This is a genomic window from Ruegeria sp. HKCCD7296 (assembly GCF_013110775.1).
Taxonomy (GTDB): domain Bacteria; phylum Pseudomonadota; class Alphaproteobacteria; order Rhodobacterales; family Rhodobacteraceae; genus Ruegeria.
The window spans coordinates 1-22177 of the sequence record NZ_WVRF01000008.1; the positions used below are offsets into that span (position 1 = coordinate 1).

Genomic DNA, 22177 nt, shown 5'->3' on the forward strand with positions numbered 1-22177 from the left:
GACGCGGGCTCAGGTCATGGCTGGTCAGATCAGAAGCTTCGAACTTAAGTTTCTGAGCAGACTCATAGGACACATAAAGTTCCGGGATTGGGGCCAGATTACTTAACATCGTCATTGGAATACTCTTATCGCAGTGTTGGTTAGCCAGTGGGTAGTGGCATTTTCGGTGCATTTGCACCGACTGTTAGGCAAAGTCCACCGGCGTCAATGAAACAAAGGAGGATATGCGCTGATTTTTTCCGAATTGGAAGAGATTTCTGACATGGAAGCACGCCGTGTAACATGGTTCTATGGAATGGAATTAATTCCCTCACGCAGAGTATGACTGTTCCTGTTTTTGTACGTTTGGCTCTAGTTGCGAGGCGCGCATCACTGGCAGAGCAGGAATCGGCGCTGAGACGCCACGCAGCTCGAGAGCTCGGATATCTGCTTGCGCCACATCTACATCTGCGGCGCGCAGTAATTCGTTAGAAACCATCAGTTCAACTCCTAGAGCTTTGGTTTCGCTCTCAAGGCGGCTGGCTACATTGACCGCATCGCCGATGATTGTTTTTGCGGCATGTCCTTGTGCGCCGATTTCACCAAGAACCAGGTCGCCAAGATGCAGGCCCATTCCGATGCGAATTCCGGGGCTTCCTTCAGCCTCAAGCTGTTGGTTGAACAGATCCAGCGCCCGGCTGATCGCTATCGCCGCACTTAACCCAGCGCGAGCAGAGGCCGCAGAATCGCGTTTCTCGAAAACCGCCAACAAACCATCGCCCATATATTTGTCCACGATGCCGCCTTCGTCTGTAATGGCTGGCACCACCGCATCAAAGAATCGGTTGAGCAGAAACACGATGTCGTAGGGCAACTGCCCCGTCGTGCGGGCGGTAAAGCCGCGCATATCCAGAAACAACACCGCCAGTTGGCGTTCCTCTCCTTGGCTGGCGTGTCCACGGATGCGGCCGCCATCCGGCCGGAAAACACGAAAGACGGTGGTCGGCTCGGTTGGGCGGATCTGACAGGCCAGCCGCGTCTGGGGAGACGCGCCGACAGCGGCCAGACTGCGCGCCTCGACGTCGCTGGGTGGCGGCAGCGCGTTACCGCCATCCTCGACAATGACGCGGCATGTGGTGCAGCGTCCTTTACCGCCGCATAGGGCCGCATGGGGCACGCCGTTGGCTTGGGAAATCTCAAGCAGCGTCATTCCCTTTTCCGCGACTACATCCGGACCTAGGGCATAGGAAACGCGCACCGAATGCCTGCGTCGCCAGAGTTTGCGTCCGATGAAAATCAGACCTGTTGCGCCAAGTGCCAGCCAAAAGGCCATCAGGGCATTGTCCTTGACGCTGAACAGGGTTTGAAAAGCTTCGGGAGACGGCCAGTTGTAGTGCTCGATATACTGCTCGCGCAGAAACTCGTCGGCGAAGTCGGCCCAGATGCGACGGCCTTCGGTCAGAAGGCCAGCCAGCGCGAACAGAGGCACAAAGACGGCAACGCCGATCAGGTAAGGTGCAGTACGCGACCACCATTTTGTCAACCGCAGCCACATGTGCAGGCCGATGCAGCCATGCACCCAGACAACCAGCAGTAGCGCGCTTTGCATCCAGACCGCAATGCTGGGCCACATCAGGATGATGATGTATCCCATCTCGTCATTGACGTCATAAACCTCATGCGCGACCCGGGTGTGAATGATGTGCGAGATCAGCTGCAAAGGGATCAGCAGGCCCAACACCACCTGAAGTGCTGTGCTGAATGGCATGCGCAATGTCCTGCGCTGCGCGATAGATACCAGGGCAAGACCGGCATGAACGAACAGCGCCGCGTAGAGAAGCACGCTCATGGCGTCGTGGCGCGTCACCTCTTTCCGACCGTCTTGCATTCCGTGCAGATAATCGGTGTGAAACAGGCCAAGGCCAATGTTGATGAAGTGAAAAAACGCGAAAACAAACAGGATCAGGCCGCTGCCGATCCGAAGTCGGGTTGCCCACCCGCCGCGCCAAAGAGCGTTGTTCAAAAGCTCACCCGTGTTTCGCCCGTTCTGCAGCAATCCTGATACGGCACTGTGAAAGGGTCAAGGCGGAGGGGCGTAGTCCCCGACCCGTGCCGGGGACCAAAAATCGTTACTATTCGTTTTCTGCCAGAAAACGTTCGGCATCCAGTGCGGCCATACAGCCCATGCCAGCGCTTGTGACGGCCTGACGGTAAACATGGTCTGTCAGATCACCTGCGGCAAACACGCCGGGAACCGACGTTTCAGTTGTGCCCGGCTTGGTGACGACATAGCCGCCCATATGGGTTTCCAGCGTCTCCTTGACCAGCTCGTTCGCAGGGGCGTGGCCTATGGCGACAAAAACACCCTTGCAAGGGATTTCCGTGATCTCGCCGGTTTTGACGTGCTTGACGCGAACGCCTTCCACACCCAAAGGCGCGTCCGTTCCGATCACTTCGTCCAATTCGTGGAACCACAACGGTTCGATCTTTTCATTTTTCATCAGCCGGTCTTGCAGGATCTTTTCGGCCCGCAACTCATCCCGGCGGTGGATCAAGGTCACCTTGCTGGCGAAGTTGGTCAGGAACATAGCTTCTTCCACAGCTGTGTTGCCGCCACCGATGACCACGATTTCCTGTCCCCGATAGAAGAACCCGTCGCAGGTGGCACAGGCCGAGACGCCAAAGCCTTTGAATTTCTCTTCGGACGGTAGGCCAAGCCATTTCGCACGCGCACCAGTGGCCAGAATAACCGCGTCTGCGGTGTAAGTCGTGCCGCTGTCGCCCTTGGCGGTAAACGGGCGCTGGCTGACATCCAGATCGCTGATGATGTCGCCGATCACCTCACAGCCCATTGCCTTGGCATGGTCCTGCATGCGCACCATCAGGTCCGGGCCCTGAACCTCGGTGTCGCCGGGCCAGTTCTCGACCTCGGTCGTTGTAGTCAGCTGACCGCCAGGTTCGATCCCCTGAACTAGAATGGGTTCTAGCATGGCGCGGCTGGCGTAAACCCCTGCGGTGTATCCTGCAGGTCCTGACCCGATGATCAGAACCTTAGTGTGTCGTGTGTCGGCCATGCTGTCCCCGCTCGAATTGCCTGAATTGGGCGTTTAGCCCGTCGCCCCGATATAGCGATCGACTGACCCGGCTTAAACCCCCATCCTGATTGTGATCCCCTACGCTGCACATTGAGCAATTGAGTGATTAGAAAACAAAGAAAACTGCGCATGTGCGAAACATTATTGCGCGCGCTTAGGGGGCTGATATAAGAACCGAAAAACCAGGAGCATTCTATGGTCACGACTCGGCTGGATGACATTGATCGCAAGATTCTGGCGGAATTGCAGGCAGACGGTCGCATGACTAACGTTGAACTGGCGAAACGGGTCGGCATTTCGGCGCCGCCGTGTCTGCGTCGGGTGCGCACACTTGAGGAATCCGGCTATATCACCGGGTATCACGCCGACGTCAATTCACGCGAGTTGGGCTTTGAGGTGCAAGTCTTTGCCATGGTCGGTCTGGACAGCCAGGCTGAAGCCGAGCTGCGCGCGTTCGAAGAACGCTGCCGCGAATGGCCGCTGGTCCGGGAATGCCACATGCTGAATGGCGAGGTCGACTTCATCCTGAAATGCGTGGCACCCGATCTCAGCAGTTTTCAGCAATTCTTGACCGGTGAACTGCTGACCACGCCCAACGTGGCCAGCGTCAAGACTTCGCTTGTCATCCGCGGCGCAAAAGACGAGCCAGGCGTGCCGTTCGACGTTCTGGAAGAACGCATGAACCGGATGGCGTAACGCCCACACGTTTCGGCTGTGCGGTGATTGGTGGCAGCATTGCAGCCACCGCAAGGGATAGAACCCAACTTAATACCAGCTGCATGATGCCCCCCATAATGCAGTACCCATTATCACACTCAGGCCGACATCGCGTCGATCTCTCCGTCTCCGGCGCGTGGCATCAGCAGCGGACCGAAATCGTTGAGCGACTCGATGTGAGCGAACAGGTTCAGATAAATCGACCGCAACGAATGGCTGATCATGCGAACCGCGTTCACACCTGGGTGATATGTTTCGAACTGTAAACCATCTACACGAATAACGGAATGCCGTTTCAGGCAAATGTGAAACAGTTCGACAGGCGTTGGAGGCATTGTTTCAATTACACCCATCCCGTCCTGAAATTCAGAAACTGGCGTGAGAATCGGTTCCCCGCCGTGCAGGCGCCGCAAATGCGCCGGAGCGCCCACGATTCGCGCTGCGGGTCCGGCGATTACACCTGACATCGGTTTTTGCATTCCGAATGTATCTGCCATGATCCGCGTTAACGGGCGTGTGCGACCGCGAGAATCTTCGCGCCCAGGGATCAGAGTGACTGACCCTTTCCATAGCACCGTTTGCGAGCTGCCATCTTGCGTCAGAACCGTGTCCCCTGGCATCAGGTCCTCGATCGCCATTGGCCCATGTTCCGTTTCAACCAACGACCCACGCGAAAAAGCGCAAAAGGCGTCTTCGAACATCGGCAGAGCGGGCGCGATGTGACGGGTCTGAGCCACGTCGCCGTTTGGCAGCAGGCTGCTGACTTCGTAGCGGCGCAATTGCGCCTTGGGTTTCGCGACCGGTCGCGGTGCTTCCCGCAGCATAGCCGACGTTTCGATGGCATTTCTGGCCGCTCGGGCCAATGAATTAGGAATAGTCATAAATATTCCGTCCCCTCAAATGTCCGAACAGGCCTGGCGTACCCCCGTACAGGCCCACCTGACGAACAGGTTCTTTGTCTTGAAACGAATGGAAGACCGTTGGACGGTGACCGTTCTGGCCCCGCATGGCGACTAAATCTCGCGTTCCAATGGTCAACACATTGACCCCCCAGACAAACTCGTACTTCACGGGCGAAAATTGCCCGCACACACACAAACTCCTGAAAAAAGTCGTAAATTTTTACCTACGACTTACGCAACATCGGGCCGGAGCATGCCCGCTGCGCGCTTACCCCGTCTTCAGACCGGCAGCTTGGTCTTGGGGTGATCCTGCTTCAGCGCCGAACCGCAATGCGGCTGGCAACTCTGGCAGAATGGCTTGATACCCGTTTCCATGGCATTTCCAGCTTCTGGTCCCGAGTGGCGGCAACCATGGCTTTGAGAAAGCGTGATTTGGATTTCATAATTCTGGTCCTGCATTGCTCGGGAAGGTCATTCCCGCATCCTTCATGAACCTTTTGTGACGCCGATTTGCGGCAGGGATAAGGCTTATCCGGGATGTTTTGCAGACAAGAGATAAAGATGCACAGTCCTTTCACTCAACACGCCAGCGCTCAAAAAAGGAGCGTCAGATAGCCATCTGATGGCTGGCAAAACTCGTTACGATTCTTGGGTCCGGTAAACACAACAAATGTGGCGGAAAAGAGGCGGGGTGTCTAAATCTGGGGCTGAATCACAGTTTTATGACCGAGATAAGCCGGCCGTAATCGGCCTCTTTCGCATGTGTCGCGCGACGATAGGAATAGAACCGGTCAGAGTCCGAATATGTGCAATGCCGTGTCCACTCCGCCTGCCCAACGCCAGCCGACCGCAACCGGTTCAGGCCAAAGGCGGGCAAGTCGAATTGCAGCCGGTCATCCTGGCCATTGGCAAAGAACCGGGCGTTATCGGGGGATTCCGCTATGAAAGCGTCCAGAAACTCGGGGCCCACTTCATAAGCGCGTTGCGAAATACTCGGGCCGATCACGGCTCTGACGTTGTTGCGTTTGGCCCCTAAAGCCTCCATGGCGGCCAGCGTAGCCTCCAGTACACCGTCCAACGCCCCGCGCCAGCCCGCATGGGCTGCACCGATTACATTCGCATCCGGGTCGGCAAACAAGACGGGCTGACAATCCGCCGTCAGAATCGTCAGGGCAAGACCAGGGGTTGCAGTGACGATGGCATCGGCTTTTGGTCTGTCGCCGATAATCGGGCCGTCTACGGTCAGAACCTCGGGCGAATGGACCTGATGCACCCCGATCATGGCTTCGGGTGCGACATCCATTGCGTCAGCCACCCGCTTGCGGTTCAGCGCCACGACCTCGGATTGATCGGATGAGCCGTAGCCGCAATTCAGCCCGTCAAATATCCCGGACGAGGCCCCGCCGCGACGGGTGAAGAACCCGTGGCGCAAAGGCGACAGCAAGTCTGAGGTTAGAATTTCCAATGTCATGGTTCTAATCCTGGCGGTGGGGCGGCATAGGCCGGGAAAAGGCCCATCACTTTGAACAGATTTCCCATTTCATCCGGGTGCGTCAACCGGCGATGCGCGGCAATCAATACATCCAGCTCAGAACCGCTCAGCGCCTTGGACAGTGCCTGCGCGCGCGCTGTGATGCCAAGCCGCTCCAGAAACACGCCCTGAGGTGTCACGTGTGTATGGCGACACCCACAGGCACGAGTTGTTTCGGCCAAAGGCTCAAAATCCACATGTGCAGTCAGATCGGCCTGACCCGGTGCCGCCAGAGGTTCAGTGCGTTCGTGGTTTTGCAGGGCCTGCAACGTGTCGCCCAGCGAATGCCAGTCGCCATAATCGACGATCAGAGCCGCACCACCATGGCTGGCGATCCGGCCAGCAATCACGGTCAAAATGGGAATCGCTGCCGCACATAGCTCGATCAGATCACCGTCTTTAGTGTCCGCAAGCCTGTCCTTCAACGCTGCTTGCGGTCCGATTGGGCCCCGCCCAAACAGTAGCGCGCCGTCCCGCTCACCCACCAAGCGTTCACTCCACCCGTCGCCATCACGCAGAAACTGACGAATAGGCAGGGCATCAAAGAATTCGTTTGCCACCAAGAACAGAGGCTGGTCCGGCAGGTCTGCGACGCTGTCTATCCAGGTCGGCGCGTAATCCTTCAGGGTCTCGGCCTGCAGCTGCTTAAACGCCGGTGAGACCTCGACCAGTGTCACTCTTGCGGCATCGTGGAACCCGGGTACACCCCGCGTCGCGCGTAGAATGTCGGCCATAAGTGTGCCGCGCCCCGGACCCAGCTCGCACAAGGTAAACGGCGTAGGCTTTCCCTGATCCATCCAGCATTGCGCCAAGGACAGGCCGATCAGTTCTCCAAACATCTGGCTGATCTCGGGCGCGGTGGTGAAATCCCCCTTGGTCCCGAGTGGATCGCGGGTTGTGTAGTAGCCCAGCGTGGGGTGCAACAGGCATTCGGCCATGTAGTCTGCCACGCTCATCGGCCCATCCTGCCGGATGCGGGCGACCAGATGATCGGTTAGGGTCATGCCGCCCGCCGCGCGCGCAGCGCAAACCAAAGGCCAATCGCGATCATCGGCAATGACAGGATTTGACCCATGGTCAGGCCATAGCCGCCCACATGCCAGGCCAGCCCCAGCGGGTTGCCGGGTGACACGAACTGAGCATCCGGTTGACGGAAGAACTCGACAATAAAACGCGACGCGCCATATCCCGCCAGAAACAGGCCCATGATCATGCCCGGTTTTTTAAAGGCCCCTCTGTGATAGACCAGCCACAGCAGCAATGCGCCCAACAACACGCCTTCAAGCGCGGCTTCATACAGTTGTGACGGGTGCCTTGCGCACATTCCCGCAACCACGCCGGGGCAATCCTGTGCGGCGAAGCCGGGGAAAATCACGGCCCAAGGTAGCTCACTTGGTCGGCCCCACAGTTCCGCATTGACGAAGTTGGCCAGCCGCCCCAATAGCAGGCCGGGCGGAACGGTGTAGGCGACCAGATCGCCCAGTGACAGGGTGGGGATCTGATGTCGGCGGGCAAACATGTAGGACGCGAGGATAACGCCCAGCAGGCCGCCATGAAAGGCCATGCCGCCTTGCCAGACTTTCAGAATCTCTAAAGGGTTCGATAAGTAATAGGCCGGCTGATAAAACAGCACAAAGCCAAGCCTGCCACCCAGAATCACGCCCAGAATGATCCAGGTGACCAGATCCTCCAGCTGATCCGGTTTCATCGGAGGGGTATCTGCGGGCCATAGGGCAGGACGCCGCAGCGCCACAACGGCAAGTCGCCAGGCGATCAGAATTCCGGCAATATAGGCCAGCGCATACCACCTTAACGCGAACTCCATCCCGAACAGTGAGATCAAGAACAATTCGGGCGACAGATCGGGGAAATTCAGAACAGCCTGCATGTGCGTCTCATTGCCCGGGGTTTGCAGGGCAAGTCAACCTTGAGCCTGCGCCATTCTTTGCCCATATACAGATAAACCGTGAGACCGGAGTGTACACATGCAGACCCGCAACAAGATCCTGGACGACGTGTCCCAACTGATGACTAACGCCATGGGCGTGGCGCAAGGCGCGCGGGAAGAGGCCGAGAACGCGATGAAGTCGATGATCGACCGCTGGCTGGCCGACCGCGATTTCGTCACCCGCGAAGAATTCGACGCTGTCCGCGCCATGGCCCAGAAAGCGCGCGAAGAAAACGCAGCGCTTGAGGCCCGCATCGCAGCGCTTGAGGCGAAACTGGACAAATAACGCCCCGGCGTTTCCCGTTTCCAAATTATCAGGGCAAAGCTTAAAGCCGCGCAATCCAGCCCGGATTGTGCGGTGATGTGTATTTTGACGCATCGCAGAATTTAATCAAGACAAAGCTGGTGCGAGCGCCAATATTTTGATCGCCGTTGCCGACTGTCCACAACTTATTGCTGTTATCCCCAAGAAATAGGGTTGCCAGAACTCACGCCACATCGCACCATATTTAGTACAGGCCCACGGGGGAAGCCCGGCTTGTAGAGCAGGCAACTAGCGCTGGGGCGCTGCCAGCCCCAAATTGCTAGAGATTAGTGAGGTGGCATTATGGCCCTTTCCGAGCAGTATCTCGAAGAAGACATTCATCCGATCGACATTGTTGAACACCTGGCGGAACACCATGACTGGGATTTTGATCGTATAGGAGACGATCAGATCGCCATGGCTGTCGAAGGACAGTGGCGGACCTATTCGATCACTCTGGCCTGGTCCAACTATGACGAAACGCTGCGTATGGTGTGCTCTTTTGAGATGGAGCCGCCGACAGAGCGTGAAATGCAGCTCTATGAGTTGCTCAACAAGATGAATGACCAGTGCTGGGCAGGTGCCTTTACCTATTGGGCAAACCAGAAGCTGATGGTCTACCGCTATGGTCTGGTTCTTGCAGGGGGACAGACAGCCAGCGCGGATCAGATCAACACGATGATCACCGCCGCCGTCATGAGCGCCGAGCGGTATTATCCGGCGATCCAACTGGTGACCTGGGGTAATCGAGAGCCAGAAGAAGCCATGCAAGTGGCCATTGCAGAGGCTTACGGCCGGGCGTAAAGCTTTGCCCCAAACCGATATGTAACGCGGGAGGGGCAAATGGACATTACACGTGTGGCCGAACAGGGGCTTGTGCTTCTGGGGTGCGGAAAGATGGGGTCCGCAATGCTGGCGGGATGGCTGGAACAAGGCCTTCCGCCAGCGTCCGTTTGGGTGATCGATCCGTACCCGTCAGACTGGTTGAAAGCGCAAGGCGTCAACATCAACACCCCACTGCCCGAAGCGCCCGCCGTGGTACTTGTCGCCGTTAAACCCCAAATGATGGGTGAAGCTTTGCCAGCCATTCAGGCGCTGGGCGGTGGTAAAAGCCTGTTTGTTTCGGTAGCCGCAGGCACATCGATTGCCACATTTGAATCCGTTCTGGGCAGCGACACGCCCATCATTCGCGCGATGCCCAACACGCCTGCAGCGATCCGCCAGGGTATCACGGCACTGATCGGCAACAACCACGCTTCTGGTGATGATCTGACATTGGCTGAAAACCTGCTGTCGGCGGTGGGTGAGACCGTTCGTCTGGACAATGAGGCGCAGATGGACGCCGTGACCGGCCTCAGCGGCTCTGGCCCGGCCTATGTTTTCCACCTGATTGAAACGCTAGCCGCCGCCGGACAGGCGCAGGGCTTGCCTGCGGAACTGGCAATGAAACTGGCAAAGTCCACGGTGGCGGGGGCCGGTGCATTGGCCAAGGTCGCCGAGGATGACCCAACGCAACTGCGCATCAACGTGACCTCTCCAAACGGTACCACGCAGGCCGCTCTTGAAGTTTTGATGCATGATGAGCAGGGATTCCCCGATCTGCTGCACCGCGCCGTAAAGGCGGCAACCGACCGATCCAAGGAGCTGTCACGTGAGTGAGATTTCATTCGACGACTTTCTCAAGGTCGACATCCGTGTGGGCGAGGTGATCCGCGCCGAACCCTATCCCGAGGCCCGCAAGCCCGCGATCAAGATGTGGATCGACTTCGGTGAGGAAATTGGCGAGCGCAAAACCTCGGCTCAGATCACGGCGCATTACGATCCGTCGGCTCTGGTGGGCAAGCAGGTCATGGCGGTTGTCAATTTCCCGCCGCGCCAGATCGGTAAGTTCATGTCTGAAGTTCTGGTGCTGGGCCTGCCTGATGAAAACGGCGAGATCGTTCTGATCGGACCGGATGGCAAAGTTCCAACTGGCGGACGGATGCACTGATGAAACTGCTGATCACGCGCCCAATGACACCGGCGGTCGAGGCCCGCGCCCGTACCGAGTTCGACGTGGAGATACGTGAAAACACTCTGCCCATGTCGCGGCGGGAAATGTTGTCTGCTTTGACGGAATTTGACGTTGTTGTGCCAACACTGGGCGATTTGTTCTCGGCGCAGGTTTTTGCAGGTGTCGGTACAGTGCGCTGCAAGCTACTGGCCAATTTCGGCGTTGGTTACAATCATATCGACGTCGAGGCCGCGCGCGCGGCAGGGATTGAGGTAACCAACACGCCTGGCGCGGTCACCGATGCAACCGCAGATATCGCTATGACCCTGCTGCTGACCACGGCGCGTCGCGCAGGCGAAGGCGAGCGGCTGGTCCGATCGGGCCAGTGGCAGGGTTGGCACCCGACGCAGATGCTTGGGCATCACGTGACAGGTAAGCGTGTTGGTATCGTTGGTATGGGCCGCATCGGGCAAGCCATCGCGCGTCGTTGTCATTTCGGCTTTGGCATGCAGGTGGCCTATCAGTCCCGCAGCGTCAAAGATCTGGACTTCCCGGCAGAGTTCTCACCTGACCTGCACAAACTGGCGGCTTCCATCGATTTCCTCGTGCTCGCGGTTCCCGGCGGCGCGGAAACTCGCCATTTGATAAATGCGCAAGTTCTTAAGGCGATGAACTCTGGGGCTATTCTGGTCAACATTGCGCGGGGCGAGGTCGTGGACGAAGCGGCCCTGATCTCGGCGCTTCAATCGGGTCAGATCGCAGGAGCCGGGCTGGACGTTTACGAGTTTGAACCCAAAGTACCTCAGGCCCTCTGTAATATGGAGAATGTCACCCTGCTGCCTCATCTCGGCACAGCAACCGAAGAAGTGCGCAGCAGTATGGGCCATATGGCGCTTGATAACGTGGTGGCTCATGTGGCGGGCAGGGCGCTGCCCAACCCGGTTTAGTCGCCCACGGCCTCGCGCCAATGCTTACGGCAGAGCGAGACATAGGTTTCGTTCCCGCCGATCTGCACCTGGGCACCTTCGGTAATGGCATTGCCGTTTTCGTCCTGACGAATCACCATTGTGGCTTTGCGGCCGCATTTGCAGATGGTGCGCACCTCGCGCATTTCGTCGGCTAGGGCCAGCAGAGCGGCAGATCCGGGAAAAAGTTTGCCACGAAAATCCACCCGCAGCCCGTAGGCCAATACCGGTACATCCAGATCATCCACGGCACGTGCCAATTGCCAGACCTGATCATCCGACAAAAACTGAGCTTCGTCGATGAAAACGCAAGCAACCCGGCCCTGGTTCAGGCGGTTTTCGATCATGGCAAAGACATCGTCATCGGGCCGGAACATATCAGCCTGTTCAGAAATACCGATGCGCGATGCAATCCGCCCGGCACCTGCGCGCCCATCAATGGCGGCGGTCATCAGATAAGTCTGCATCCCGCGCTCGCGATAGTTGTGCGAGGCTTGTAACAACACGGTCGATTTACCCGCGTTCATGGTCGAATAGTTGAAATACAGCTTTGCCATGACCGGGGTCTAAAACGCTTGGAGATTATGAACAAGACGGCAATCGCTTTTTACGGAAGCGACGTCGCCGTTGCTTTTGCAGGGGCCGAGCTACGCTCTAGGGGATGGAACCCCCACATCTGCAACAGCGACGCCGTCGGCCAACATGTGGCCAAAACGGAGCGAGGCCCAAACAATACCACCTCGCAATCACTCATTACCGGCATGAACTGCCGCCACTCACTCACGAAATCCCTCGCATATCTGAGGGATAGCCAATGTATGACATTTCAATTATGAATCTGTTATGGGAAATTTCCCGGCGCTTTCCCCCGTTTGGACACCGGGCAGGCGATTGCAGGTAACAAAGGTAAAACAATGGCAGATATTGGGGCCTATCTGAAAAAGCATACAGAAGCATTGGTCAAAGACGTCGGAATCGAAGCCGCATGTGAAATTACGGGGAAATCCAAAGCCACATTGGGCCGGTACTATTCCGACAATGCCGAACACGCAGACAGGTTCATGCCTGTGGACGCCGTAGCCCGTCTTGAAAACGCGGCAACTTATCCGCATGTCACGTCGGCCTTGGCGGATCTGAAGAACATCACCTTGTCTTATACCGACCGCAATTCGGAAGAACCGCGCACTGGTGGTGTAAACTCGGACGTGATCGCGCTCAGCCAGCGGTTTGCGATGCTGATGACTGAATATCAGGCGGCCATAGAAGACGGTATCATTACCGTTAACGAGGCCAAGCGGCTGTTGAAAGAAACCAGTTTGTTGCAACAGGTCCTGATCGAGATGAAGCTTCACCTGGAAGAAGAAAGCGTCAGTTAAGTCACTTTTCCGCTGTCGTCGTGGCCAATTCCAGCTAATTTTCGCCGGTCGGGTCGTTTGTGTGGCGCGACACAGATCAGCGGTCAGAGCAAGGTTCCAGATCGCGCCGCCTGCCTCAATAAAGTCACGTCCGTGCGATAGGCTCACCGCGCAGACAATTCCGTTGAGGACCCAAAAGCATGCACCCATCGCAACAGCGTTACAGGAGTCATACGGACCCGGTGGTTCGTTGGGGTTTTCTATGCGCCTGTGCGGCACTTGCGATCCTGATGACGCTCAGCGGCTATTACGAAGGGTCTGATGATGTGATGCGCTTGGTCGGTGTGCGAGATTTGCTGGCCGGACAAGGCTGGTTCGACACGTATCAGCATCGCCTGGGTCCCGACGAGGGTACCTTGATGCATTGGTCCCGCCTGGTCGATGCCCCGATTGCCGGGCTATACGTCGCGCTTCGTGCGGTCCTGCCAGCTGAAACCGCCTTGCAGATCACGGCATTTGTCTGGCCCGCCTCGTTGGCTGCCCTGACCCTGTGGGCCTTCGCGGTCACTGGCGGAGTGCTAGGGCGGCGCGAGGGCGCAATCTCGGCCTTGGTTATCGGAGTGCTGACGCTCGAACATTCGCGGAAGTTCGACTATTTCTCGTTCGATCACCACAACCTACAAATTCTTCTCTTTGCTGCGGCACTAGCGTTTTTTGTCTTACGCAAAGAAAGGCGCTATGCCGCCTGGATGCTGGGTGTCTGCCTAGCCCTTTCAGTGTCCGTTGGAACCGAGTCGATTCTTCAGATCGCCCTGATCGCGGTGTTTTGCGCCATCGACTGGATTTGCAACGGTGCTTCCGCGCGCCACCGCACCATAAGCTTCGGTGTTGCCTTGGTCTTTACTCTTGCGTTGACCAGCCTGGCGACGACCGGGCGCGACGGGTTTCTTTACCCAAGCTGCGACGCTCTGACCCTCAGTGTGGCCTTACCTGCAACTGCTGCTGCTCTTGGGCTTTTGGCTGCGGCCTGGATCGGCTCTGGCTGGTCAATGCCGGGCCGGTTCGGGGCCTGTCTTGGTGTTGGCATCATGACGCTGGCCGTTGCCTTTGCCTTTGCGCCCCATTGCCTCAGCAATCCAATTGACGCGTTGCCTCAGGACATGCGGGACTACTGGCTGAGCCAGGTGGCCGAAGCCCAGAATATCTCGGTTGTGTTAGAGCGGCACAGGGGTGAAGCCCTGGCTCTGATGGCCATGTCTATGCTTACGATGGGTGCAGCACTTGCTTTCGCCGTCAAATCACGTGCTGGGTTGGACTATACCTTGTTTCTGGTTTTGATTGTGTTAGGGTTCTTCGTCTTCCTTTATCAGACACGAATGATGACCTTCCTCAGTGTTTCGCTTGTGGCGGTTCAGGCGCAGATTCTTCGCGTGCTTTATTGTTCTTATGCGCAGGATCGCCGAGTGATCACAGGGTTGGCAATGGTGGCATTTGTAATCTGTGCCTCACCCAAGGCGGGTATCAGTCTGGAAAGGCAGATCGGGTCGCTTTCCGGGCCCGCTTATTCGGCCACGGCCGCAGCCGTAGGGCAGGACACATCTGATACAGGTGCGTCTTGTCGCGCACCGCAAGCCTACGCCGCCCTGCAAGATCTGCCCAGCGGCATGATTCTTGTTGATTTCGACTTTGCTGCGCATGTTCTGCGCTACACGGATCATTCGGTTCTGGGCGGAAATTATCACCGGAATCAGGCAGGGATTCTGGCGCAGATCGACCTGTTCCGATCCAATGCGTCTGAAATCGCGCCGCGATTGGGCGCGCTGGGCGTCGACTACATTATGCTTTGTGCTTCCGCGCCCCGGGCTGAGTTCTGGGCCTGGGCGTCGGGCAGCAAGGGTTTGCAAACCAGGCTGGTTGAAGGCGAGGTCCCGAACTACCTCAGCAGCATTCCGGGCGCGCCCAGCGACGCGTTCCGAATGTTCAAAGTGACTGCCGAAAAATAGGTGCTGGTCAGGCGTGGCGCTTCACGATGACCGATCCAACCGAATACCCGGCTCCAAAAGAACAGATCAGACCTAGGTCACCTTCTTGCAGGTCATCGGAATATTTTGAGAACGCGATGATCGACCCGGCGGAAGAGGTGTTGGCGTAATCCTGAAGGATGTTTGGTTGCTCACCGGTCTCGGGCGTGCGGCCCAAAACCTTCTTGCCAATGAAATCGTTCATGGTCTTGTTGGCCTGATGCAACCAAAGGCGTTTCAGGTCGGTGTTTTCGATCCCTTCCGCTTCCATGTGGTCACTGATGTGCTTGCTGACCATCGGCAGAACTTCTTTGAACACTTTTCGCCCGTTCTGCATGAATTGCATGTCGCGCCGGTCGATCAGACCATCCGGGCGTGAGCGGCGCAGGAAGCCGTTGTTGTTGCGGATATTGTTGGAAAACGCTGTGGCGCAACGGGTCGAGAGGATTTCGAAATGTGGGCCTTGCGCCTCTTCTATCCGTTCGATCAGGGTTGCCGTCGCCACGTCGCCAAAAATGAAGTGGCAATCGCGGTCCCTCCATTCCAGATGACCCGAGCAGATCTCGGGGTTGACCACCAGCGCCGCTCGCACCGATCCAGACCTCACCATGTCCGCCGCCGCCTGTATGCCAAAAGTGGCCGAGGAGCAGGCAACGTTCATGTCAAAGCCAAATCCGTCGATGCCCATCTCTTGCTGGATCTCGATTGCAATCGCAGGATAGGCACGCTCATGGTTCGAAGCCGCGCAGATCACCAGATCAACATCCGCCGCCGTGCGCCCCGCCTGCGCCAGCGCCTTGTTGCAGGCATCGATCGCCATCTCGGTCATGATCCCGGGCTCGTCATCACTGCGCTGACGCAGCGACGGGTGCATTATATCGGGGTCCAACACCCCGGCCTTGTCCATCACATAGCGGTTCTCGATCCCCGAGGCCTTTACGATGAACTCCTCAGACGAATGCTGCATCGGCTCGATCTGACCTGCTGCGATGGCCTCGGCGTTCTTCGCGTTCTGTTTGTCGGCATAAGCGTTGAATGCTTCGACAAGCTCGGCGTTGGTGATGATGTTTTCTGGCGTGAAGACACCGGTACCGGTGATGGCGGGGGTATACATGGCGGGCCCTGAATGTTTCGGATCTGCCCAAAATGCAGTCATGGTGTCATTTGATCAAGGTATGTTGACCCAAGGGAATGCAAGGGGAAGAGCCGCTTCATATCTTGAATAGTTCATAAATTGAAGTATATCGCCCCGTAACGCGCGCGGAGATTCCTAATGACAGACGATATCAGCACCAGACTTGGCCGTCTCAGCCCCGAGATCCAGGCGATCATGGGGGTGTATGCTTTGTATTGGAAACTGGAAGAGACATTTGAATGTATCGAAACGGACCTAAGCCATCCCGAATGCCACATGCTGATCAAGTTGGATCAGCCAAAGCGCATGGGGGTGCTGGCCACAGACATGCTGAGTCTGCCGTCAACGATCACGGCCACTGCGGATTCCCTTGAAAAAGCAGGCTATCTGACGCGCAAACGTGACCCCGAAGACCGCCGGGCGTGGTTGCTGGTGTTGACCGAGCAAGGTGAAGAGGCCCGCAACATGCTGGTGGCCGAGGCCGGAGATCTTTTTCACAGAGCCTCTGGTCTGGACAAAGAAGAAACAGCCGAATTCGCGCGACTGGCGCGCAAAATCCGTGACAACGTGTTGAAAACGGGAATTCCCGAGGGATTGAAGAAATGAAACTCCTGACCTCTATCGGCCTTGCAATGGCCGTTCTGGCAAGCCCAATTGCCGCTCAAGACACCCCGAAACCGGTGAAACTCATTGAGGTGCGCGAAACGGCTCCTGGGTTCACCCGCCAATTCTTTGGCCGCGTCGCTGCGCGTCAGACTGTTGATCTGGCCTTTCAGGTGGCAGGCCAGATCGTCGAGATGCCCATCAACGAAGGTTTTGTGATCCCCAAGGATGGCCTGATCGCGCGACTGGATCAGGAGCCATTTGAGCTGCGCCTCAACCGGGCCCGGCTGCAAAAGGAACAGGCCGACCGTACCGTCGCGCGCCTGTCGCGCCTTAGGGGGACAACCGCCAGCCAAGTGACTGTGGATGACGCCGAAACCGAAGCGCAACTAGCCGCAATCACTTTGCGCGACGCGGAATACGATCTTGAGCACGCGACACTAACCGCGCCCTTTGACGCGCTGGTTTCAAGCCGTGCGGTCGAGGCTTACACCACCGTCTCTGCAGGCACCCCCATTGTCCGTATCCATGACATGTCCGAACTACGGATCGAGGTGGATGTTCCTGAAATTCTATTTCAGCGCTCAGGCCAGAACGACGATATCACGATCACCGCCAGATTCCCTGTTAGTGACGAGGTTTTCCCACTGGAAATTCGTGAATTCGACGCTGAAACCTCAAGCGTTGGACAAACTTTCCGCATCCAGTTTGGTTTGACCCCGCCCGAGGGGCTGCAAATCCTCCCTGGCTCGTCGGTCACTGTCAACGTACAGGTTCAGGACGAGCGTACAGGCATCATCGTGCCGGCGACAGCAATAGTCGCTGATGCGACGGGTGAGCTGAGCGTTATGGTGTTTTCCCCGGCCGGCGCCGACGAAGGCACCGTTCGTCGCGTTCTTGTGACCATTGAACCCACGCAAACTGGCGATGTTCGGGTGCTAACGGGCTTGTCCGATGGTGACGAAGTGGTCGTGGCTGGCGGCGCTGCACTGGCAGACGGTCAGGCCGTGCGCCGGTTCACTGGTTTCGCGAACTGAGGTGCTGACAGATGAACATCGCTCGTGCCTCGATTGATCGGCCGCTATACACATGGCTGATCATACTCATAGCCCTCTTTGGTGGCATTTGGGGTTTTCTGTCGCTGGGCCGGTTGGAAGACCCGGCCTTCACGATCAAAAACGCTGTTATAGCCACGCAATACCCCGGTGCCACAGCGGAACAGGTGGCGCTGGAGGTCTCGGAACCGCTTGAATCCGCCATTCAGCAAATGGGTGAGGTGGACGTTATCACCTCGGTCAACCAACCCGGGCAATCGCTGATCGAGGTTGAGATCAAGTCAACATATGACGGCTCCGAACTACCAGACATCTGGACCCGCTTGCGGGCCAAGGTGCGCGACGCCGCCCGAAGTTTGCCGTCTGGCGTTGGCCAGCCTTTTGTAAATGACGGATTTGGCGATGTTTTTGGCCTTTTCTATGCCGTCACTGCAGAGGGCTTCTCGGACGCCGAAAAGCATGATCTGGCCACGTTCCTGCGGCGAGAATTGTTGGCCGTGGAAGGTGTGGCGGATGTTGAAGTACAGGGCCTGCCCAACGAAGCGATTTTTGTGGAACCTGATCTGGCGATCTCGGTAAACCAGAACGTCCCGCTTCAAGCGATCAACGAGGCCATTGCCAATGCGGATTCAGTAAATTCTTCGGGTTCCCTGCGTTCGGAAAACGGTCGGACACCTATTTTGACGGCTGAAGGGTCCGACAGCGTGTCGGCCATCGCCGGTTTGTCGGTTGGCTCACAGGGGCAGGTGATCAACCTCTTTGATATGTCCGACGTGTATCGTGCCCGCCAAAACGATCCCGATATCGTGATCCGCTATAACGGGACCGAAGCCTTTACCCTTGGCATCGCCGGGCTTTCAACGGAAAACATCGTCGAAGTTGGCAAGCGGGTCGATGCCAAATTCGCCGACCTGAACACCAATATCCCCTTCGGTGTCGATATCCTGCCGATCTACCAGCAACACGTTGTGGTCGAGCAGGCCTCGAACGATTTCCTTGTGAACCTTGCCATGTCGGTGGCCATCGTGGTTGCCGTGCTGGGTATCTTCATGGGGTGGCGTGCGGCCATTGTTGTGGGCTCAACCCTGTTACTGACCGTGGTGGGTACGCTCTTGTTCATGTCGCTTTTCTCGATTGAGATGGAGCGCATTTCGCTTGGGGCCTTGATAATCGCCATGGGGATGCTGGTGGACAACGCCATCGTGGTGGCCGAAGGGATGCAAATCGCGATGTTGCGCGGTAAATCCTCGCGCGATGCTGCCGAAGATGTTGCATCGAAAACCCAGATCCCGCTGCTGGGGGCCACCGTAATCGGTATCATGGCCTTTGCAGGGATCGGCCTCAGCCCGGATGCAACGGGTGAATTTCTGTTCTCGCTGTTTGCGGTGATCGGCATTTCGCTGCTGCTTAGCTGGATACTGGCTATCACCGTGACACCTTTGCTTGGGCACTACTTCTTCAAGCAAGGCAAAGAAGGTGAAATTGATGCTTACGGAGGCATTCTGTTCCGCGTCTACGGCGCGATCCTACGATTTGCGCTGCGCTTCCGCTGGCTGGTTGTCGCAGGTCTCATTGGAGTAACGGTGGTGTGTTACGCCGGGTTTGGGCTGATGAAACAGCAGTTCTTTCCCAACTCGAACACGCCTTTGTTCTTTGTCCATTACAAGCTGCCTCAGGGCACACCGATTGCGCGTACGGCAAAGGATATGGCGGTGTTCGAAGAATGGTTGGCTGAACGCGAAGACGTGGTTTCCGTCACAACTTTCGTTGGACAGGGAGCCACACGTTTCATGCTGACCTATTCGGCGGAGAAACCGAACCCGAGTTATGGGCATATGATCATTCGCACCGAAAGCCTGAATGACATCCCGGCATTGCAAGCGGATCTGGAAGCGTTCGGGTCTGTTGAGTTCCCCGAAGGTGAGTTCGGCACAAAGCGTCTGGTCTTTGGCCCCGGTGGTGGAGACCCGATTCAGGCCCGGTTCTCGGGCAGTGACCCGGTTGTTTTGCGTCAGCTTGCCGACGAGGCGGTTCAGCGTATGGCAGCGGCGTCGCCCAACGCGCTGCTTGTTCACCACGACTGGCGTGAACAAGAGTTGGCGGTGCAGCCGATCTATGCCACGGAACGGGCGCAGACCGCAGGTGTCACGCGCGAAGATATCGCCGCCACGCTGCAATTCTCGACCGACGGCATCACGGGTGGTGTGTTGCGTGAACGAGACCGTTTGATCCCGATCATCCTGCGCCGACCGGCGGATGGGGATTATTCAATCGTCGATCAGGTGGTGTATTCGGATCAGTCCGAGAAGTTTGTGCCCATCGAACAGATGGTCGACGGCTTCGAGTACAAATCGCTCAATACACTGGTGCATCGTCGTGACCGGGTTCTGACCATCACAGTCGGCGCGGACATCCCACCCGACCTGACGGCCGCGCAGGTCCATGCCGAAATCCGCGACGCCATCGAGGCTATCGAGCTGCCCCCCGGATACAAGATGGAATGGGGCGGGGAGTTTGAAAACTCACGCGATGCGCAGGAAAGCCTGGGCAAGCAATTGCCGCTGAGCCTGCTGATCATGGTGCTGATCTCGGTCCTGCTGTTCAACGCAATCCGCCAGCCGATCATCATCTGGCTGCTGGTGCCGATGTCGGTGAATGGCGTGGTGATTGGCCTGTTGGGAACCGGCTTGCCCTTTACGTTTACCGCACTTCTTGGCCTGCTCAGCCTGTCGGGCATGCTGATCAAGAACGGCATTGTTTTGGTGGAAGAGATTGACCTTGTCCGCGCCACGGGCAAACCCCTACGCGAGTCTATCGTTGATGCGTCGGTATCCCGTTTGCGCCCCGTGATGCTGGCGGCGGTCACCACCATTCTGGGCATGGCGCCGCTGCTGACGGATGCGTTCTTTGTGTCGATGGCGGTGACGATCATGGGCGGTTTGGCCTTTGCCACCGCCCTGACCATGGTCGCCGCGCCGGTGTTCTACCTGCTTTTCTTTAAGCGGGAAGAGGCAAAATCGGAAACCGTCGTGGCCTAAATCTGCATAATCTGGTCCATGCCCAAAGCCACACGTTGGTTTTGGGCAAGGCCGCCTGAACCACGCGGGTTTGCAACTTGAAGCCGGTAGGCGACCAGCCCCGCAGATTGTCTGGGACCTGCGCATTCGGGGTAAACATGCGCTGGAAAGCGACTTTTTCGCGCGGTTGTGTTATAGTTCCCTTTTATAAGTTTATTCACATACTTTGGGGGAAGTTTTGGTATGAGCCCTTTAATCGTTTTAGCGTCCAACATCCTGCCCGAAATCCTGAAATCTGTGCTGAGTGCGAAGCACAGGCAGTCAGTTGATACCGTGTCAGACGCAGTAATCAGTGCAGTCAAGGAAACCACAAAGAAAGAAGACCCGGAAGAAGTTGCGGACATTCTGGCCAAGGATCCGCAAATTGCTGCAGACCTGCGGATGAAGCTTGCCGAGATCGCGGCAAAAGAAGAAGCTGAGCAACGCGCTTTCGAGCTTGCGCAACTGGAGAAGAACCAGACTCATGCGCTGAGCGTTATGCAAGCCAAGCTTGATGCAAACAAAGAAGATCAGCAGCAGCAATTTAACGTGTTCAAAGAGGAAATCGCAGATACGCAGGACGCGCGCGGGCGGTTCGCCCAACTTGCAGAAACCGGAAGCAAGCTGGCCTGGGCGCAACCCATAATTTCCATCGTCATAATTCTGGGCTTCTTTGTCGTGCTTGGACTTTTGCTGATGGGAAAGAACCTGCCAGCGTTCAGTAGCGGGCCCGATAACCCATTCGGGGAACGCCTGTTTCAGATAATCAACATTGTGATCGGCGCGCTCACCGCTGCTTTTGCCACGGTTGTCAGTTTCTGGCTGGGGTCGTCGCAAGGGTCCAAGCAGAAGGACATCAACAACTTCAAGGCCCAGGCTCAGCAGTTCGAAGCAGAAGAACAGCGCACCCGGATGCTGGTCAATACGGTCAAGTCAAATCAGCCCGCGGCAGTTCCAACCGTGATTGCGCCGCAGGAAGAGAAGAAGTTTGCCAATGAAAACAATTTTCCCCGCTGCGTGGATATCATCCTCAGCAAAGAAGGCGGCTATGTCGATGATCCGGACGACCCCGGCGGCGCCACGAACATGGGCATTACATTCGATACTTTGAAATCCTGGCGGAAGGCACCGATTACCAAGAAAGACGTAAAGGATCTCAGCGTCGAAGAAGCCAAACAAATATACCGGGCAAACTACTGGAACGCACTCAGTTGCGACGATCTTCCGGCGGGCGTTGATCTGGTTGCGTTCGACTTTGGCGTGAATGCGGGAACAAGCCGATCCGGCAAACTCTTGCAGCGAATCGTCGGTGTGGCACAGGATGGCCAAGTTGGCCCAATAACGCTTGCCGCAGTCAAGGCCGTGGATCCCGCCCATATCATTCGACGCTTTAGCGAACTGCGGCTGAACTACTATCAGAGCCTGCCCCATTTCCCGAAATTCGGCAAAGGCTGGACCAACCGCACAAACTCGATCGAAGCTGACGCGCTGAAGTTTTTGAACGTGTGAGGGCTGGGT

General features: G+C 57.0%; 22 protein-coding genes. 13 read left to right on the forward strand and 9 right to left on the reverse strand.

Annotated features, from left to right (window positions below):
- Nucleotides 1–310: 310 nt before the first annotated feature.
- Nucleotides 311–1747, reverse strand: a complete 1437-nt coding sequence (locus GS632_RS12185; protein ID WP_253284465.1) for an adenylate/guanylate cyclase domain-containing protein — start codon at nucleotides 1745–1747, stop codon at nucleotides 311–313.
- Nucleotides 1748–1792: 45 nt separating this feature from the next.
- Between GS632_RS12185 and GS632_RS22145 the strand changes: the two genes are divergently transcribed.
- The gene (locus tag GS632_RS22145) at nucleotides 1793–2041 is read left to right on the forward strand and encodes a hypothetical protein (protein ID WP_245224438.1); all 249 of its coding nucleotides are present in this window, start codon (nucleotides 1793–1795) and stop codon (nucleotides 2039–2041) included.
- 70 nt (nucleotides 2042–2111) lie between these two features.
- On the opposite strand, the gene trxB is transcribed toward GS632_RS22145, so the two are convergent.
- Nucleotides 2112–3053 carry a thioredoxin-disulfide reductase gene (gene trxB, locus GS632_RS12190; protein WP_171238529.1) on the reverse strand — a complete coding sequence of 314 codons (942 nt, stop codon included), beginning with the start codon at nucleotides 3051–3053 and terminating at the stop codon, nucleotides 2112–2114.
- Between the two features lie 216 nt (nucleotides 3054–3269).
- On the opposite strand from trxB, the gene GS632_RS12195 reads away from it, so the two are divergent.
- The gene (locus GS632_RS12195) at nucleotides 3270–3770 is read left to right on the forward strand and encodes an Lrp/AsnC family transcriptional regulator (RefSeq protein ID WP_171176142.1); all 501 of its coding nucleotides are present in this window, start codon (nucleotides 3270–3272) and stop codon (nucleotides 3768–3770) included.
- 119 nt (nucleotides 3771–3889) lie between these two features.
- On the opposite strand, the gene GS632_RS12200 is transcribed toward GS632_RS12195, so the two are convergent.
- From GS632_RS12200 to lgt, 5 genes are all read right to left on the reverse strand, one after another.
- The gene (locus tag GS632_RS12200) at nucleotides 3890–4672 is read right to left on the reverse strand and encodes a Hint domain-containing protein (protein ID WP_171722033.1); all 783 of its coding nucleotides are present in this window, start codon (nucleotides 4670–4672) and stop codon (nucleotides 3890–3892) included.
- Between the two features lie 335 nt (nucleotides 4673–5007).
- Nucleotides 5008–5136 (reverse strand): hypothetical protein, encoded by a 129-nt coding sequence (locus tag GS632_RS22275; protein WP_256368551.1) that lies wholly within the window; start codon nucleotides 5134–5136, stop codon nucleotides 5008–5010.
- Nucleotides 5137–5405: 269 nt separating this feature from the next.
- Nucleotides 5406–6164 (reverse strand): peptidoglycan editing factor PgeF, encoded by a 759-nt coding sequence (pgeF, locus tag GS632_RS12205; protein WP_171176138.1) that lies wholly within the window; start codon nucleotides 6162–6164, stop codon nucleotides 5406–5408.
- Nucleotides 6161–7228: a class I SAM-dependent methyltransferase gene (locus GS632_RS12210; protein WP_171722032.1), complete on the reverse strand. Its 1068-nt coding sequence runs from the start codon at nucleotides 7226–7228 to the stop codon at nucleotides 6161–6163. Before GS632_RS12210 ends, pgeF begins: the two co-directional genes overlap by 4 nt.
- On the reverse strand, nucleotides 7225–8112 hold the full coding sequence (lgt, locus tag GS632_RS12215; protein ID WP_171722031.1) for a prolipoprotein diacylglyceryl transferase: 888 nt from the start codon (nucleotides 8110–8112) through the stop codon (nucleotides 7225–7227). The genes GS632_RS12210 and lgt overlap by 4 nt, the downstream gene beginning before the upstream one ends.
- A 97-nt stretch (nucleotides 8113–8209) precedes the next feature.
- Here lgt and GS632_RS12220 point away from each other — a divergent pair, with 97 nt between their 5' ends.
- The 5 genes from GS632_RS12220 (at nucleotide 8210) to GS632_RS12240 (ending at nucleotide 11416) form a co-directional block, all read left to right on the forward strand.
- Nucleotides 8210–8458 (forward strand): accessory factor UbiK family protein, encoded by a 249-nt coding sequence (locus tag GS632_RS12220; protein ID WP_050604795.1) that lies wholly within the window; start codon nucleotides 8210–8212, stop codon nucleotides 8456–8458.
- A gap of 321 nt (nucleotides 8459–8779) precedes the next feature.
- A complete protein-coding gene (locus GS632_RS12225) occupies nucleotides 8780–9280 on the forward strand; it encodes a YbjN domain-containing protein (protein WP_171176132.1) in 501 nt (166 codons plus the stop codon).
- A 39-nt stretch (nucleotides 9281–9319) separates the two neighbouring features.
- Nucleotides 9320–10135 carry a pyrroline-5-carboxylate reductase gene (gene proC, locus GS632_RS12230; RefSeq protein ID WP_171238532.1) on the forward strand — a complete coding sequence of 272 codons (816 nt, stop codon included), beginning with the start codon at nucleotides 9320–9322 and terminating at the stop codon, nucleotides 10133–10135.
- Nucleotides 10128–10466: a tRNA-binding protein gene (locus GS632_RS12235; RefSeq protein ID WP_171176128.1), complete on the forward strand. Its 339-nt coding sequence runs from the start codon at nucleotides 10128–10130 to the stop codon at nucleotides 10464–10466. The genes proC and GS632_RS12235 overlap by 8 nt, the downstream gene beginning before the upstream one ends.
- Entirely contained in the window at nucleotides 10466–11416 is a 951-nt protein-coding gene (locus GS632_RS12240; protein WP_171238533.1) for a D-glycerate dehydrogenase, read from the forward strand. Before GS632_RS12235 ends, GS632_RS12240 begins: the two co-directional genes overlap by 1 nt.
- Here the strand turns inward: GS632_RS12240 and GS632_RS12245 are convergent.
- The gene (locus GS632_RS12245) at nucleotides 11413–11991 is read right to left on the reverse strand and encodes a thymidine kinase (protein WP_171235615.1); all 579 of its coding nucleotides are present in this window, start codon (nucleotides 11989–11991) and stop codon (nucleotides 11413–11415) included. The genes GS632_RS12240 and GS632_RS12245 overlap by 4 nt on opposite strands.
- 357 nt (nucleotides 11992–12348) lie before the next feature.
- Between GS632_RS12245 and GS632_RS12250 the strand changes: the two genes are divergently transcribed.
- Nucleotides 12349–12810: a hypothetical protein gene (locus tag GS632_RS12250; RefSeq protein WP_171176122.1), complete on the forward strand. Its 462-nt coding sequence runs from the start codon at nucleotides 12349–12351 to the stop codon at nucleotides 12808–12810.
- 179 nt (nucleotides 12811–12989) lie between these two features.
- Nucleotides 12990–14792, forward strand: a complete 1803-nt coding sequence (locus GS632_RS12255) for a hypothetical protein (RefSeq protein WP_171722030.1) — start codon at nucleotides 12990–12992, stop codon at nucleotides 14790–14792.
- A gap of 7 nt (nucleotides 14793–14799) precedes the next feature.
- Here the strand turns inward: GS632_RS12255 and GS632_RS12260 are convergent, their stop codons facing one another.
- Entirely contained in the window at nucleotides 14800–15924 is a 1125-nt protein-coding gene (locus tag GS632_RS12260; RefSeq protein ID WP_171238535.1) for a beta-ketoacyl-ACP synthase III, read from the reverse strand.
- A gap of 159 nt (nucleotides 15925–16083) precedes the next feature.
- Here GS632_RS12260 and GS632_RS12265 point away from each other — a divergent pair, with 159 nt between their 5' ends.
- From GS632_RS12265 to GS632_RS12280, 4 genes are all read left to right on the forward strand, one after another.
- Nucleotides 16084–16551, forward strand: coding sequence for a MarR family winged helix-turn-helix transcriptional regulator (locus GS632_RS12265; protein WP_171238536.1), 468 nt, complete (start codon nucleotides 16084–16086; stop codon nucleotides 16549–16551).
- Complete coding sequence (locus GS632_RS12270; RefSeq protein ID WP_171238537.1) at nucleotides 16548–17585, forward strand: efflux RND transporter periplasmic adaptor subunit; 1038 nt, start codon at nucleotides 16548–16550, stop codon at nucleotides 17583–17585. Before GS632_RS12265 ends, GS632_RS12270 begins: the two co-directional genes overlap by 4 nt.
- 11 nt (nucleotides 17586–17596) lie before the next feature.
- Nucleotides 17597–20641, forward strand: a complete 3045-nt coding sequence (locus tag GS632_RS12275) for an efflux RND transporter permease subunit (RefSeq protein WP_171722029.1) — start codon at nucleotides 17597–17599, stop codon at nucleotides 20639–20641.
- Between the two features lie 222 nt (nucleotides 20642–20863).
- A complete protein-coding gene (locus GS632_RS12280; protein ID WP_171238539.1) occupies nucleotides 20864–22168 on the forward strand; it encodes a glycoside hydrolase family 108 protein in 1305 nt (434 codons plus the stop codon).
- Nucleotides 22169–22177: the final 9 nt, after the last annotated feature.